12 protein-coding genes and 1 tRNA gene are annotated in these 15,094 nt (G+C 57.7%); 10 read left to right on the top strand and 3 right to left on the bottom strand.

Translation table 11 applies throughout. The features are described from left to right. The first annotated feature begins 91 nt into the window (after positions 1-91). From AC2FFE_RS00960 to AC2FFE_RS00945, 4 genes are all read left to right on the top strand, one after another. Positions 92-1,978, top strand: a complete 1,887-nt coding sequence (locus tag AC2FFE_RS00960; RefSeq protein ID WP_496845611.1) for a PhoX family protein — start codon at positions 92-94, stop codon at positions 1,976-1,978. A 247-nt stretch (positions 1,979-2,225) separates the two neighbouring features. Next, entirely contained in the window at positions 2,226-2,522 is a 297-nt protein-coding gene (locus tag AC2FFE_RS00955; RefSeq protein ID WP_496818482.1) for a virulence factor, read from the top strand. A 26-nt stretch (positions 2,523-2,548) separates the two neighbouring features. Then, positions 2,549-3,475 carry a methylenetetrahydrofolate reductase gene (locus AC2FFE_RS00950; RefSeq protein ID WP_496818773.1) on the top strand — a complete coding sequence of 309 codons (927 nt, stop codon included), beginning with the start codon at positions 2,549-2,551 and terminating at the stop codon, positions 3,473-3,475. 9 nt (positions 3,476-3,484) lie between these two features. Then, positions 3,485-4,546, top strand: a complete 1,062-nt coding sequence (locus AC2FFE_RS00945) for a methyltetrahydrofolate cobalamin methyltransferase (protein WP_496845610.1) — start codon at positions 3,485-3,487, stop codon at positions 4,544-4,546. Between the two features lie 85 nt (positions 4,547-4,631). Here AC2FFE_RS00945 and AC2FFE_RS00940 read toward each other — a convergent pair whose 3' ends face one another. Then, a complete protein-coding gene (locus AC2FFE_RS00940; RefSeq protein ID WP_496845609.1) occupies positions 4,632-5,168 on the bottom strand; it encodes a winged helix-turn-helix transcriptional regulator in 537 nt (178 codons plus the stop codon). Between the two features lie 39 nt (positions 5,169-5,207). Between AC2FFE_RS00940 and AC2FFE_RS00935 the strand changes: the two genes are divergently transcribed. Beyond that, positions 5,208-5,579, top strand: a complete 372-nt coding sequence (locus AC2FFE_RS00935) for a VOC family protein (RefSeq protein WP_496845608.1) — start codon at positions 5,208-5,210, stop codon at positions 5,577-5,579. Between the two features lie 63 nt (positions 5,580-5,642). Then, positions 5,643-5,716 (top strand) — tRNA-Gly (locus AC2FFE_RS00930). 108 nt (positions 5,717-5,824) lie between these two features. Here AC2FFE_RS00930 and AC2FFE_RS00925 read toward each other — a convergent pair. Further along, complete coding sequence (locus AC2FFE_RS00925; protein WP_496845607.1) at positions 5,825-7,873, bottom strand: ASKHA domain-containing protein; 2,049 nt, start codon at positions 7,871-7,873, stop codon at positions 5,825-5,827. Between the two features lie 215 nt (positions 7,874-8,088). Here AC2FFE_RS00925 and guaB point away from each other — a divergent pair, with 215 nt between their 5' ends. The 3 genes from guaB (at position 8,089) to AC2FFE_RS00910 (ending at position 13,114) form a co-directional block, all read left to right on the top strand. After that, positions 8,089-9,537, top strand: coding sequence for an IMP dehydrogenase (gene guaB / locus AC2FFE_RS00920; RefSeq protein WP_496845606.1), 1,449 nt, complete (start codon positions 8,089-8,091; stop codon positions 9,535-9,537). A 16-nt stretch (positions 9,538-9,553) separates the two neighbouring features. Beyond that, positions 9,554-10,711, top strand: coding sequence for an RsmB/NOP family class I SAM-dependent RNA methyltransferase (locus AC2FFE_RS00915; protein ID WP_496845605.1), 1,158 nt, complete (start codon positions 9,554-9,556; stop codon positions 10,709-10,711). Between the two features lie 111 nt (positions 10,712-10,822). Continuing rightward, positions 10,823-13,114: an ATP-binding response regulator gene (locus AC2FFE_RS00910; RefSeq protein ID WP_496845604.1), complete on the top strand. Its 2,292-nt coding sequence runs from the start codon at positions 10,823-10,825 to the stop codon at positions 13,112-13,114. 5 nt (positions 13,115-13,119) lie between these two features. Here the strand turns inward: AC2FFE_RS00910 and AC2FFE_RS00905 are convergent, their stop codons facing one another. After that, the gene (locus AC2FFE_RS00905; protein WP_496818474.1) at positions 13,120-13,713 is read right to left on the bottom strand and encodes a gamma-glutamyl kinase; all 594 of its coding nucleotides are present in this window, start codon (positions 13,711-13,713) and stop codon (positions 13,120-13,122) included. 192 nt (positions 13,714-13,905) lie between these two features. On the opposite strand from AC2FFE_RS00905, the gene recA reads away from it, so the two are divergent. After that, the gene (gene recA / locus AC2FFE_RS00900; protein WP_496818473.1) at positions 13,906-14,973 is read left to right on the top strand and encodes a recombinase RecA; all 1,068 of its coding nucleotides are present in this window, start codon (positions 13,906-13,908) and stop codon (positions 14,971-14,973) included. Positions 14,974-15,094: the final 121 nt, after the last annotated feature.

The following is a 15,094-nucleotide window of genomic DNA, read 5'->3' as shown; positions in this document are numbered from 1 at the left end:
TGTCACACCGCGTTCATACTGGGGTGCGATCCCGTGGCCGATCCCCGATACGGGATTCTCTACCAGCTTTCAGCCAGATATGGAGATTGCCATGAAAGACGAGCACACCCTTTCTTTTGATGAGTATGATGAGGTCGTAAATCCACGCCCCGAAGAATGTGAATTTGATCGTGTGGTTGAACGGGCCTTGTCGCGACGCGGTTTTTTGGGCGGTGTTCTGGCGATGGGCAGTTTCACGGCTGTAGCCGGCTCGTTTGTACCTTCGGGTGCACGTGCTGCGGCAGATCGTTTCGCGTTTGACGCAATCCCGATTTCCACCGCAGATGACATAGTGGTACCTGCGGGTTACAAGGCCGAGGTTTTGGTGCGCTGGGGGGATCCGCTTTGGTCCGATGCGCCCGAATTTGACCATGCAACGCGCGGTACGGCTGCCAGCCAGGAACGTGCCTTTGGTGACAACACTGATGGTCAGGACGTCTTCCTGCATGACGGTCATGTGCTGTTGGTTGTGAACAACGAGTACACCAACCGTGACATCCTGTGGGGCAATAACTCCGATGCCAAGGCGGCCTCGGATGACGATGTTGCCAAGGGCATGATGGCCCATGGTGTTACCGTGGTCGAGATCGCGAACACCGATGGCACATGGGCGATCGTCAAGGATAGCCCTTACAACCGCCGTATCACGCCGCAGACCGATATGGCCTTGACCGGGCCGGCCGCAGGCCACGATCTGCTGAAAACCGCAGCCGATGCGACAGGGACGACCTCGAAGGGCACCTGGAACAACTGCGGCAACGGCATGACGCCCTGGGGCACATATCTGGCCTGTGAAGAAAACTTCAACGGTTACTTCTCGGCAGCTGATGAGAATCACGAGGTCAGCCCTGAACTCAAGCGCTATGGCGTTTCGGCCAGCGACTGGGGCTATGGTTGGGCCAAGATCGATGACCGCTTTGACGTCTCGAAAAACCCCAACGAACCGAACCGCGCAGGCTATGTGGTTGAGATTGATCCGACCGATCCCACCTCAACTCCGCGTAAACTGACCGCTTTGGGCCGTTTCAAGCACGAAAATGCTGAAGCGGTTGTAAACAACGATGGGCGTGTCGTCGTTTACATGGGCGATGATGAGCGTGGCGAGTTCCTGTATCGCTTTGTCTCTGATGGCGTCTATGCAGCTGGTGTTGACACCAATGCTCTGCTGGAAAACGGTACTCTTTCGGTCGCCAAGTTCAACGACGACGGAACCGGTGAGTGGCTGGAGCTGACACCTGAGACAACAGGTATGGCGTCGCTGGCAGAAATCAGCGTTCACACCCGTCAAGCCGGTTCGGCTGTAGGTGCAACCACAATGGACCGCCCGGAATGGGTTGCCGCGAACCCCAACTCGCCCGAGGTCTATTGCTGCCTGACCAACAACAAGAACCGGGGCGTCAAGCCGAATGCTGGTGGCGATGAAACGCCGGTGAACGGTCCGAACCCGCGTGAGGCCAACAACTATGGCCAGATCGTGCGCTGGACCCCTGAAGGTGGCGATCACACAGCGGCAGGCTTCGGCTGGGACCTCTATGTTCTGGCTGGTAACCCCACCGTGCATCAGGACGCCAATGCAGGATCTGACAACATCAATGCCGACAACATGTTCAACTCACCCGACGGGTTGAAGTTCGACAGCAATGGGCTGATGTGGATCCAGACAGATGGCAAATACTCGAACGAAGGCGACTTTGCCGGTCAGGGTAACAACCAGATGCTGGCAGGTGACCCGGTTACCGGCGAAATCCGTCGTTTCCTGGTAGGCCCGAATGAGTGTGAGATCACCGGCCTCAGCTGGTCGCCTGATCGCCGCACCATGTTCGTGGGCATCCAGCACCCCGGTGAGGATGGCAACAGCCATTGGCCCGAAGGCGGTGACGCGGTTCCACGCTCTGCCATCATCGCGGTAACCCGCGAAGACGGTGGCCTGGTCGGCTAACCTCGCCGATTGCTGAAAATAAACCCCGGACGATGCAATTCGTCCGGGGTTTTTCTGTTTCATGCAGCAGTTTCATAGTGACGATGAGAATTTTGATATGCGGATTGGCTTGGAACTCGGCTAAAAGCCCGGGTACAGGATCGTGGGCGAAAAAGTCGCTTGAAATGCTACTTGTGTCGAAAACCGACCGACCACGACCCACATAGGTGTTTAGAACCGGCCCATCGGGTTAGGAGGAATCACAGCAATGCCTGACGTTACCATCGTTTATTGGCGCGACATTCCCGCTCAGGTCATCGTCGGCAAAGGCCGTCGTGGCGCGAAGCGGCAGTTGGAAGAACGGTTTGAACAAGCCATCGACCGTGCCGCCATGAGAGTGAACGCCAAGGACAGTGATGCCTACCTGGCCGAATGGCGCAAAGCCGCGCCTTTTGCGGTTGAGGGCGACCCGTCCGAGATTGCTGAGGCGCAGGCCGTGCGTCTGGAAACGGAATATGATCAGGACCGCATCAAAGCGCTGATCGCCAATGACGGTTGGGCATGAGCCCCAGACAGCTATGGGAGGCCGCAATGGCTTTGCTGAACTTCAAGAAACGTGACGCCGTCGAAAACGGCCCCGTAAATCCGACCGTCGAAGCCTTTTTGCAGGGCTATTCGATCGAGGTGATGCCGCGCACCGCCGAGAAGGTCGAAGATTTCCGCGCGCTGCTGCCCGAAGGCACCCGCGTCTACATCGCCCATATCGAGGGCACGCCGATCGAAGATATGGTCAAGACCGCTAAGCGCATCGCTGCTGACGGTTATCCGGTGATGCCGCATTTCCCGGCGCGGATCATCAAGGATGCGGCGACGCTGGAAAACTGGATTTCCATGTATCAGGGCGAGGCGGGCGTTGAACAAGCGCTGCTGCTGGCCGGTGGCGTGGCAAAGCCCCATGGTGATTACGACAGCTCGATGCAGCTGCTGGAAAGCGGTCTGTTCGACAAGGCAGGCTTCAAACGCCTGCATGTGGCGGGTCACCCAGAGGGTAACAAGGACATTGACCCCGACGGTTCAACCAAGAATGTCGATGACGCGTTGCGCTGGAAACAGAAATTCTCTGAGACCACCGATGCGGAAATGGCTCTGGCCACGCAATTCGCGTTTGACGCGAAGCCGATCATCGCTTGGGCCGACAGCCTGAAAGAGGCAGGGATCGACATTCCGGTCCATATCGGTATCGCGGGCCCCGCCAAGCTGCAGACCCTGATCAAGTTCGCCATCGCTTGTGGCGTTGGTCCGTCACTGAAGGTGCTGCAAAAGCGCGCCATGGATGTGTCCAAGCTGCTTCTGCCTTATGAGCCGACCGACGTGATCACCGAACTGGCCAACTACAAAGCGGCCAACCCTGATTTCAACATCACCAACGTTCACTTCTTCCCACTGGGCGGGATCAAGACCAACGCCAACTGGGCGATCAATAACGGCGGCGCTTCGACGAAGCCTGCAAACTCCTAAGGAACGGACATGACCCGTACAGTCGTAGAATCAAAAACAAAAACTGCCGTTCTGGGCTTTGACGAACCGTTCTGCGTGATCGGTGAGCGGATCAACCCCACAGGCCGCAAGAAACTGGCTGCTGAACTGGAAGCGGGCGATTTTTCGACCGTCGAAAAAGACGCACTGGCACAGGTTGCTGCCGGCGCGACCGTTCTGGATATCAACGCGGGCGTTGTCTACAACTCGAACCCCAATCCGAATGAAACCGAACCGCCGCTGATGCGTAAGATTGTCGAGCTGGTACAGGGCCTCGTTGATGTACCCCTCTGTGTCGACAGTTCGGTTCCTGGCGCATTGGAAGCGGGTCTTGAGGCGGCTGAAGGCCGTCCGCTGCTGAACTCGGTCACCGGCGAGGAAGAGCGTCTGGAACTGGTTTTGCCGCTGGTGAAGAAATACAACGTGCCGGTCGTTGCCATCTCAAACGACGATACCGGTATTTCCGAAGATCCTGACGTGCGTTTTGCTGTTGCGAAAACGATTGTCGAGCGCGCTGCTGATTACGGCATTCCCGCGCATGATATTGTTGTCGACCCGCTGGTGATGCCCATCGGCGCGATGGCTACTGCGGGTCAGCAGGTGTTCGCTCTGGTCCGTCGTCTGCGCGAGGAATTGGGTGTGAATACGACATGCGGTGCGTCCAACGTCTCATTTGGCCTGCCGAACCGTCACGGCATCAATAATGCCTTCCTGCCAATGGCCATGGGTGCTGGCATGACCTCGGCGATCATGAACCCGGTAGCCCTGCCGGTGACCCAAAAGAAGATTGCCGAGAAGAAAGAGGCCGTGACCGCCGCCGGTATCATCCTGCCGGAAGGCATGGACGATGAGACTTTCGTGCAGATATTTGGTCTGGGCTCGACCTTGCCGCGCGCCGGTAAAGAAATGGAGGCCATCCGCGCCGCCAATTTGCTCACCAACAACGACCCCCATGGTGGTGAGTGGATCAGGTTCAACAAAGCCCCCGAGGCACCCGGAGCCGAAGGTGAAGGGCGAGGACGTCGCGGAGGCGGTCGCCGCCGCCGCGCCTAGGCTGTGAACGCAACTTGATCGGAGGTCGGGCACTTGCCCGGCCTTTTTTTGTTGTTGCGCTCCCAAAAGTCAGACCAGCGTGGCCTCAGATACGCAAGCCGATGGCCTGATTTACCGCCAAACCGGTATTGATCGCGCAATAGGTCGGGTAAGGCGTACGTTCAGAGAGGTTGATATCCCTTTGAATAAATTGATGATCTTCTAGCCTGTATAAGGACTCGGACAATGCCCTGTCTGTGATTGTGCTCAGGGTGGTTTTCATGGTCGAAAACCGCTGCGGAGCGTTGGTCAACGCCAACACTGGGACCGACCAGCTTTTGCGAAGCAGGGTAAATTCACTTTCATCAGGTACGGCTTTGATAATCTTGCTAGCCATTTGCGCGGCCTCAACACCCTTTGGTGTCAGCCGGAATTCAGGCCGCAACGGATGGCCGTGGCCGGGATTTCTTTCCAGAAGTCGCAGCGTGATCAGATGATCAAGACTGGCGCGAAAGGACGTCCGGCTTGCGTTAGTCGCAGCCAGCAAGGGGGCCTGACGTCCCGGCGTACCCTCATCCAACAACGCCAGTATGTTGAGCGACCAAGCGCGCGATGTCAGGTTGACAAGTGTCGTAATGTCCATAAAGTATAGTTACTAGATTTATAGAAAAAGGTAAAGTATATGGCCCGCGTTTCCCTTGATGATACGATCACTCTGGCCCTTTCTGTCCGCGACCGCCACGCAAGTGCGAGATGGTATCACGATAACCTGGGTTTTGAGCTCGTCTATCACATGGACGAAGCGGGCTGGAGCGAAGTGCAGACCAATACCAAAGGTGTGACCCTGGGTTTGGGAGAGCAGGCAGACCCCAATCCCGGTAACTGCGTACCTGTCTTTGGCGTGGCGGATATCTTAGAGGCTCGCAAGGCGTTGGAAACAGCAGGTGTACGGTTCGATGGCGAGACCGAAACCATCGAAGGCATGGTCAGCACCGCAACCTTTTTCGATCCAGACAATAACGCGCTGATGCTGGCTCAGGACCTGACCAAGTAGATCCTGGCCAGACATGATCCCTCTTGAACCCCGGTCAAAGGGGGTGCTATCCACATCTGCGCGGCGGGTATGATGTAATGGTAGCCTGTCAGCTTCCCAAGCTGAACGCGCGGGTTCGATTCCCGCTACCCGCTCCAGACTTTCATGTTCAAGATCAATAAGTTGGTGCCGCCTTGGGCGGCTTTGGTTAGGTCTGAGAGGCCGCGACTCTGTTTGTGAGCCACAGCCTGTCTTTTCTGACCCAGTTACCCCCTGCGACGACGGCGCCGACCTCCGCCAGCGTCGGAATCGCCACCGCCCGTATTGAACGAAGGCGCGGGCAGGGTGACGACCTTAGCCAGTTCTGGGAACGGATCGGTTTTGTGTGGGATCGCGTTGGCGGCGACGAAGTGATCCTGGAACTTCGGCTCGATGGCGGTTTCGACCTTGGTGATTTCGCGCACCACGCGCTCGATTTCGGCCCGCGCACCGATGTTGCACAGCGCAATTCGGGCACCGGTGCCTGCGGCGTTGCCAGCGCTGGACACTTTGTCCAGCGGTGCATCCGGGATCATGCCCAGAACCATCGCATGTTTGGTCGAGATATGCGCGCCAAATGCGCCTGCGAGGACAACACGATCCACACGGTCAACCTCCATTTCGTCCATCAACAGCCGCGCCCCGGCATAGAGTGCGGATTTGGCCAGTTGGATGGCGCGGATGTCGCCTTGTGTCACGGTGATCCGCGGGCCGCCATCCGCGCTGGCATCATGTATCAGGTAGGAATGGGTGCGACCCTCGGGCACGTTGCGCGACGTGCCGGTTTGCTCGGCCGAGCCGATTAGCCCGCTTTCATCCAGCAGGCCCGCGATACGCATTTCAGCGACCGCTTCGATAATGCCGGACCCGCAGATGCCAGTAATGCCGGTGGTGGCAATATCGACGTCAAACCCATCCTCATCCGACCATTTCTCGGACCCGATGACACGAAAGCGGGGTTCTTTGGTGACAGGGTCGATCTCGATCCGTTCGATGGCGCCGGGGGCGGCCCGCTGGCCGGAACTGATCTGTGCACCCTCAAAGGCTGGGCCGGTGGGTGAGGAACAGGCCAGAACGCGGCTGGTATTGCCCAGCAGGATTTCTGCGTTGGTACCCACGTCGACGATCAGCACCAGATCTTCGGATTTGCCGGGCTCTTCCGACAGGGCCACAGCGGCGCAGTCCGCACCCACATGGCCTGCGATGCAGGGCAGGATATAGACCTGCGCGCGGGGGTTCATGTTGGTTAGGTCCATCTCACGGGCGGGCAGGGACATTGACTCGGATGTGGCCAGCGCAAATGGGGCTTGACCCAACTCGATAGGATCCAGACCCAGTAGCAGGTGATGCATGACCGGGTTACAGACAAACACCGTTTCCACGATCAACGCGGCGTCAATCTCAGCTTCATCAGCGATTGAGGTGGTCAGATCGTTGATCGCCTCGCGTACCGCTTTGGTCATCTCGGCATCGCCGCCGGGGTTCATCATGGCATAGGAGACGCGGCTCATGAGGTCTTCGCCAAAGCGGATTTGGGGGTTCATCAGGCCCGAGGATGCCTTGACCTCGCCGGTATCCAGATCGGTCAGATGGGCCGCGATGGTGGTTGAACCAAGGTCGATGGCCAGACCGTAGAGCCCGCCCTCGTGCAGGCCCGGCCAGATTTCGACAACTCGCGCGATAGTGTCTTTGTGGCCTTTGTGGATGGCGACCGTGACCTCCCATTTCCCTTTGCGCAGAACGGGTTGCAGCTTGGACAGCAGCGACAGATCGGCGGTGATGGCGTCGATCTGCCACTGATCACGCAGGGCGCGTTCGAGCCGTTCCAGATCACCGGTGGGCGAATGCATATCGGGTTCTTCTACGGCAACGAAGTACAGACGCGTTGCCGGATCCATGGTGATGGCGCGCGCAGTGGCCGCTTTGCGCACCACTTGTCGATGTACCTGGCTTTCCGGAGGCACGTCGATCACGACGTCACCCTGCACGGTGGCCTGACAGCCCAGACGGCGACCTGGTTTTAGCCCCCGCTTGTCGTCATAACGCTGCTCGACCGCGTTCCATTCACTCAGCGCGCCGTCGTTCACGGTTACGCCGTGTTTGGAAAACTCACCATAGCTGGGCGTGATTTGGCATTTCGAACAGATGCCGCGCCCGCCGCAGACCGAATCCAGATCCACACCTAACTGCCGTGCGGCGGTCAGAATTGGGGTACCAATTGGGAAATGCCCGCGTTTGCCGGATGGGGTGAAGACGACAAGAGGGTCAGTGGTCATGAATGGCCTGCCTTTATATTTGCGGGTTCGCCCGGAAACATATGGGTTTATGCACAAAGGGAAAGGCCATTCAGCGGCAGGTTTTCAACAACAAGCGTCGTTTGGGGCGCACAGTTCCTTCGCTTTTGGCAACAACTTGGGTTCAGGGGCTTTTCCTTGGGGTTGATCCATGCAATAGGGTCACCGCCAAACGGGCTTTTGCATGGGGTGATCAGATGCAGATTCGTGAGGCACTTACCTTCGACGACGTTCTTCTTGTTCCGGGCGCATCTTCTGTGCTGCCGGCCACGGCAGATACGACCACACGTGTAACGCGTGAGATTACCATGAACATCCCGCTGCTGAGTTCGGCAATGGACACCGTGACCGAGGCGCGCATGGCCATTGCCATGGCGCAGGCTGGCGGCATTGGTGTGGTGCATAAGAACCTCTCGGTCGAGGAACAGGCCCGCGAGATCCGTCGGGTCAAACGGTTCGAATCCGGGATTGTTTACAACCCTGTGACGTTGCGGGCGGATCAGACGCTGGCGGATGCCAAGGCTCTGGTCGAGCGGTATAACTTCACTGGTTTTCCCGTGGTGGAAGAAGATGGCCGCGTTGTTGGCATCGTCACCAATCGGGATATGCGTTTCGCGACTTCGGACGATACGCCAATCAAGGCAATGATGACATCGGACAATCTGGCGATGCTGAAAGAGCCTGCAGATCGCGAAGAAGCCAAAAGCCTGATGCGCGCGCGCCGGATCGAAAAACTGCTGGTCGTTGATGCTGAAGGCAAGCTGACCGGCCTGTTGACGCTGAAAGACAGTGAGCAGGCTGTTCTAAACCCCACCGCATGCAAAGATCGTTTGGGGCGTCTTCGGGTTGCTGCTGCAACTTCAGTTGGGGATGCCGGGTTTGAACGGTCGGAACAACTGGTCGATTCTGGTGTCGACATCATCGTGGTTGATACCGCGCATGGCCATTCGCAGGGCGTTCTGGATGCGGTGAAACGGGCCAAGACGCTGTCGAATGAAGTGCAGATCATTGCGGGGAATGTGGCCACCTCCGAGGCGACCAAAGCGCTGATCGACGTAGGTGCAGATGCGATCAAGGTGGGCATCGGGCCGGGCTCGATCTGTACCACGCGGATGGTGGCAGGCGTTGGTGTGCCTCAGCTAACCGCGATCATGGATTGCGCGGCAGCAGCTGGCGACGTTCCGGTGATCGCCGATGGCGGTATCAAGTTTTCGGGCGATTTTGCCAAGGCCATTGCGGCAGGGGCCTCCTGCGCCATGGTCGGTTCGATGATCGCTGGCACCGATGAAAGCCCGGGCGAGGTGATCTTGTACCAGGGCCGGTCCTTCAAATCCTATCGCGGCATGGGCAGCCTGGGCGCGATGGCGCGTGGCTCGGCTGATCGCTATTTCCAGAAGGATGCAGCAAATGACAAGCTGGTGCCCGAAGGGATCGAAGGGCAGGTGCCGTACAAAGGATCAGCTGGGGCAGTGGTGCACCAGTTGGTTGGCGGTCTGCGTGCGGCCATGGGCTATACCGGCTGCGCAACGGTCGAAGAGATGCGCAGGAACTGCAACTTTGTGAAAATCACCGGGGCAGGTCTGAAAGAAAGTCATGTACATGACGTTCAGATCACCCGCGAAAGCCCGAACTATCGGGTGATGTAAGGCAGCAGAACCAGATATGACACCTGCGGCGCGCGTTCAGGCCTCGATCGAGATCCTGGATGAGATACTGGGCGGAGCACCCGTTGAAAAAGCCCTAACCGGCTGGGCGCGCCGCAGTCGGTTTGCCGGATCCAAGGATCGTGCGGCGGTTCGGGATCACGTGTTCGATACGCTGCGGTGTAGGCGATCTTTTGCCGCGCTTGGTGGCGCGTGTACCGGGCGCGGTCTGATGATTGGTGCGGTTCGGGCGCGGGGTGGTGATCTTCAGGCCGTCTTTACGGGCGACAGGTATACTCCGTCACTTCTGAGTGCCTCCGAAACCGCCCGCGCGTTTGCCTCTGATGCCGAACGGTTGGATGTTCCTGAATGGCTATGGCCGCAGTTTTCTGCCTCGTTGGGGGCGGACGCGGAAGCCGCAGCAGAGGCTTTGCAGAGCCGCGCGCCGGTTCATCTGCGCGTGAACCTTCTGAAAGCCGATCTTGCGTTGGCGACCGAAGCCTTGGCGGCGGATGGCATCACCGCAATCCCGCATCCAATTTGTGAAACAGCGCTCGAGGTCACAGACGGTGTGCGCAAGATCGCGCAAAGCCGTGCCTATACCGATGGGTTGGTCGAATTGCAGGATGCTGCAAGCCAGGCCGTTGTTGCAGCGCTGGATGTGCAGTCGGGGATGCGTGTTCTGGATTATTGCGCAGGTGGCGGCGGCAAAGCGCTGGCCCTGGCCGCGCATAAGGATGTCGCCGTGTTCGCCCATGACGTGAATGCGGGCCGTATGCGGGATTTGCCCAAACGGGCAGAGCGGGCGGGGGCTGACATCACCTTGCTCAGTTCTGAAGATCTGGCAAGGCATGGGCCATTTGACATCGTACTTGCCGATGCCCCGTGCTCTGGCAGCGGGTCATGGCGGCGCGCTCCGGCGGGCAAATGGGCCCTGACCAGGGAACGCTTGCACGAATTGACGGGTATTCAGGCCCAAATTCTGACCGATATTCAGCGGTTTGTGCAGCGCGATGGTGTTCTGGCCTATGCCACTTGTTCGATGCTTGACTGTGAGAATGGTGACATTGTCGAGGCCTTCTTGCGGTCCAACCTCAACTGGCAGCAAATTTTGCGCAGATCGTGGCGGGTAACACACGGTGTGGATGGTTTCTTTACGGCACACTTGACGCGGTAGTAGGTCCGGTTCTAGCAACTTTAGGTAGAGGTTCGCCCGACCGAATTTGTTAAGCGGGTTTTAACCAATTTAAGTTCGAGATACCCCAACGTCCCTTTGACCGAGCCATTGATGTCTGATACTGCAGATTTTTCCTATCGACCACGCCCAGATACCGCCCTTTCCACACAACGTGTCGCCACTCTGGCCCTGCTAGCGCTTGCATTGATCTTAGCGCCCAGCACCGATTTTATATCCCCGGATTGGGCAATGGGGCTTTGGGTTTCTGGCGGATCGCTGGCGGTGGTTACATTGATTGCGGTGTTTCGATCAGCGCTGAACAACCGGTCTGTGAGCAGATCGACCGCTGTGATGGCAGCCTTTGCACAGCAGGATACTTTTCCCTGTCTGATTGCCAATGCAGAAGGCGATATCCTGGTTGCGAATGCGGCGGCTTACAGACGGTTTCGCGCGACGCCAGGCGAGGCCCTGACTCACTGTCTGCGCCCCGTCTTCGCCAACCCGGCGGCGATCCTGTTGCGTCTGCAATCGCGGGCGCAATCGCAAGGACGGGCGCATGAGGATGTGGTGACACTCGATACGACAGTCCCGGTATCGGTCTTCCGGCTTTGTCATGGGCTGTTGTGTTGGCGTTTTCGGTTTGAGGAAAACGGGCCCTGGGACAGTCTGGCGTTGCCGGTTCTGACCGAAGGGCGACACGGCGATGTATTGGGCCTGAACCGCGCGGCCGAGAGTTTCTTGGGCTTTCTTCCGAAAACGATGGATCAGGTGTTGTCCCAAGGTGGTGACGAGCAGAGTGATGTCAGGCGGCTTTGTACTAAAACCGGTGAACAAACCGCGGTGGTGACTGAGTTGTCCAGCTCGAGCACCGGGCGCAATCTGGCGCTGGTTCCGCTCGCGGTCTCTCCTACACAGGGGATTAGGACGCATTTCAACGATCTTCCTGTGCCGCTTTTATATCTCTCTCCTGATGGCACCATTCTGCAGGCCAATCGGCTGGCGTTGAAGTTGCTGGGCGGTGGGGAACTGACCAACAGCAACATCAGCACGATCATGCAAGGGCTGAACCATCCCGTGTTGGACTGGTTGCAGCGAACGGCGGCGGAAGAAGAGGCACATCGGTCCGAATTTCTGCGGCTCAGCCGTGATGACAAAGAGGTCTTTGTGCAGGTTACACTCAGCCGTGTCGTAAAAGACGGGCAGGTGTGCTTGATCGCGGTTCTGAACGACGCGACCGAGTTAAAAACGCTTGAGGCGCAGTTTGTACAGGGGCAAAAGATGCAGGCCGTTGGCCAGTTGGCAGGCGGTGTTGCGCATGATTTCAACAACCTGCTGACCGCCATCTCAGGCCATTGCGACCTGTTGTTGTTACGTCATGATCAGAATGATCCTGACTATGCCGATCTGGTGCAGATTAATCAGAACGCCAACCGGGCGGCGGCATTGGTCAGCCAGCTTCTGGCCTTTTCCCGCAAACAGACCTTGCGCCCCGAGGTGCTGGATTTGCGGGATACGATCTCGGATCTGATCCACCTATTGAACCGTCTGGTCGGGGAAAAGGTGCATCTGACGCTCAGCCATGACCCTGTGCTCAAACCTGTTCGCGCCGATAAGCGCCAGCTTGAACAAGTGCTGATGAATCTGGTGGTCAATGCCCGCGATGCGATGCCCGAAGGCGGAGAGATCCGGATCGAGACTGAGATACTTACCCTGACAAGCCCGCTGGTTCGGGACAGGGCCACGGTTGAGCCGGGCGAATATGTCACCGTCAAGGTCAAGGATGGCGGCATCGGAATACCCGCCGACAAGCTGCAGAAAGTGTTCGAGCCGTTTTACACGACCAAACGCACCGGCGAGGGGACCGGGCTGGGCCTGTCGACCGTCTATGGCATCGTAAAGCAGACCGGCGGCTTCATCTTTGTCGACAGCGTGGTCGGGCGCGGGACGAATTTCACGCTATTGCTCCCGGTCTGCAAAACCGCCGCCGCACCTGAAGTGACCGCGGAAGCTCAACAGGCTCCACAAACCACACGTCAGGGCGAAGGTGTGGTGCTGCTGGTCGAAGACGAGGCCCCGGTGCGCGCTTTTGCAACCCGCGCGTTGCGCCTAAAAGGCTACACCGTGCTCGAGGCGGAATCTGGCGAGGATGCCCTGAGCATATTAGACGACCCTGATTTGGTCGTGGATGTTTTTGTAACCGATGTGGTGATGCCGGGCATGGATGGCCCGACCTGGGTCAGCAAGGCGCTGGAAATCCGGCCCGATGCCCGGGTCGTCTTTGTGTCCGGTTATACCGAAGGCGCGTTTGGCGATTCCGGGCCGCAGATCGCCAATTCGACCTTCCTACCCAAGCCGTTCTCGTTGAACCAACTGACCGAAGCGGTGTTCGAAAAGCTTAACTGACGCGCCTAAAGCGCTGCGTCATGGGTCGCAAATTCTTCGGCATGTATTTTTCGGAACATGTTCTCGGTTTCAGATGTCAGCGATGTATCCCGGGTAGGCGAAACGTTTTCGCGGTGCAGGGTGATATCCATCTGCAGCCGGTTCTGCAGGAAATCCAGGATCCTGTCCTGGTTTTCATATTTAAATACATGCCTCGCACCGACGCCATTGTTGCGGGTGCGAAAGAATTGGTTCTGGCTGCCCACATCCGCAAATTCCGGGCGTGGGTTTTGCATATAGGCGCGTACAAACTCATCGAAGCTCAGATCATGGGTTGAATGTGGATGTCCGATACGGTCATCGCGGCCGCGAAAGCGATACCAGCTCCCTAACCAGTCGATGGGTTCGCGTACAACTGCCATGATCTCCATCTCGGTGTCATACATCTTTCGGTACATATTTTGGAAAAAGCGATCAAACCGCCGTACTGGGGCGTGTTTCAGTTCGGGTGGGCCCGTGATCACCAGATCCGCACGCGGGCCAAGTGCTGTGTGATAGGCCGTACTGCCGGTCTTTGGAACAGATAAAAACGCAAGGCGTTCTTTATAGAAAACAAGCATTTATCGATCCCATGCCACCAACGCTTACCTGTGCAGATTGTCGTAAACCACTCTTTAACACAATTGCCGAAGAGTAAGTTCCGTAAGTTTTAGTTGAAATGTTCTCTTTTTGGTCCCATAAGGAACAAGAGGCGAACAAAGCAGCGATTGCCGCCCGGCAAAGGGTGTGACAAAAGGGAAGGCGACAGGACAATGGCGGATCTTCTGACAATGAGCGACAAGAAAAACGCAGACAAGCAAAAGGCGCTCGATAGCGCGCTGGCCCAGATCGAACGGCAGTTCGGCAAAGGTTCGATCATGAAGCTGGGCGAAGGTGCCACGCAGGATATCGAAGCAAGCTCGACCGGTTCGCTGGGGCTGGATATTGCGCTGGGGATTGGCGGTCTGCCAATGGGCCGAATTGTCGAGATTTACGGGCCTGAAAGTTCCGGTAAAACCACGCTGACGCTGCATTGCATTGCTGAACAGCAAAAACGCGGCGGTGTTTGTGCGTTCGTAGATGCAGAACATGCGCTGGACCCGCAATATGCCCGCAAGCTGGGTGTTGATCTGGATGAGCTGCTGATCTCGCAGCCTGATACCGGAGAACAAGCGCTTGAGATTACCGATACGCTGGTGCGGTCGGGCGCGGTGAACATGGTCGTGGTCGACTCGGTGGCGGCGCTGACGCCGAAATCCGAATTGGAAGGTGACATGGGCGACAGCAGTGTCGGTGTGCAGGCCCGTCTGATGAGCCAGGCGATGCGCAAACTGACCGGCTCGATCAGCCGCTCAAACTGCATGGTCATCTTCATCAACCAGATCCGGATGAAGATCGGCGTTATGTTCGGCAGCCCGGAAACCACGACCGGTGGTAATGCGTTGAAGTTCTACAGCTCGGTCCGTCTGGATATTCGCCGCATTGGCGCGATTAAGGATCGTGACGAGGTGGTGGGCAACCAGACCCGCGTCAAGGTAGTGAAAAACAAGGTGGCACCGCCATTCAAGCAGGTGGAATTCGACATCATGTATGGCGAAGGCATCAGCAAGATGGGCGAACTGCTCGATCTGGGTGTGAAGGCTGGTGTGGTTGAAAAATCAGGGTCCTGGTTCAGCTATGGGGATGAGCGCATCGGGCAGGGGCGTGAAAACGCCAAGCAATATCTGCGAGATCACAGCCAGATCGCGCTGCAGATCGAAGACAAGATTCGCGCAGCCCATGGTCTGGATTTCGACATGCCACCGGGCGCGGCCGAGGATGATGATATCCTCGAAGCTTGAAAAACCGCGTGAGAGGCAACAGGTGATACCCTCCGGCACCTTGATGGGCTGAGAACAGACAGGACAGGGCGGTCAAACGGGGCCGCCTTGTTTCGTTTTCGGGCAGCCTATGCTGTGGACA

It is taken from the genome of Ruegeria sp. YTSA168, from assembly GCF_059610045.1.
The sequence above is the reverse complement of the archived record's forward strand: the minus strand, read 5'-3'. Positions and strand labels throughout refer to the sequence as shown.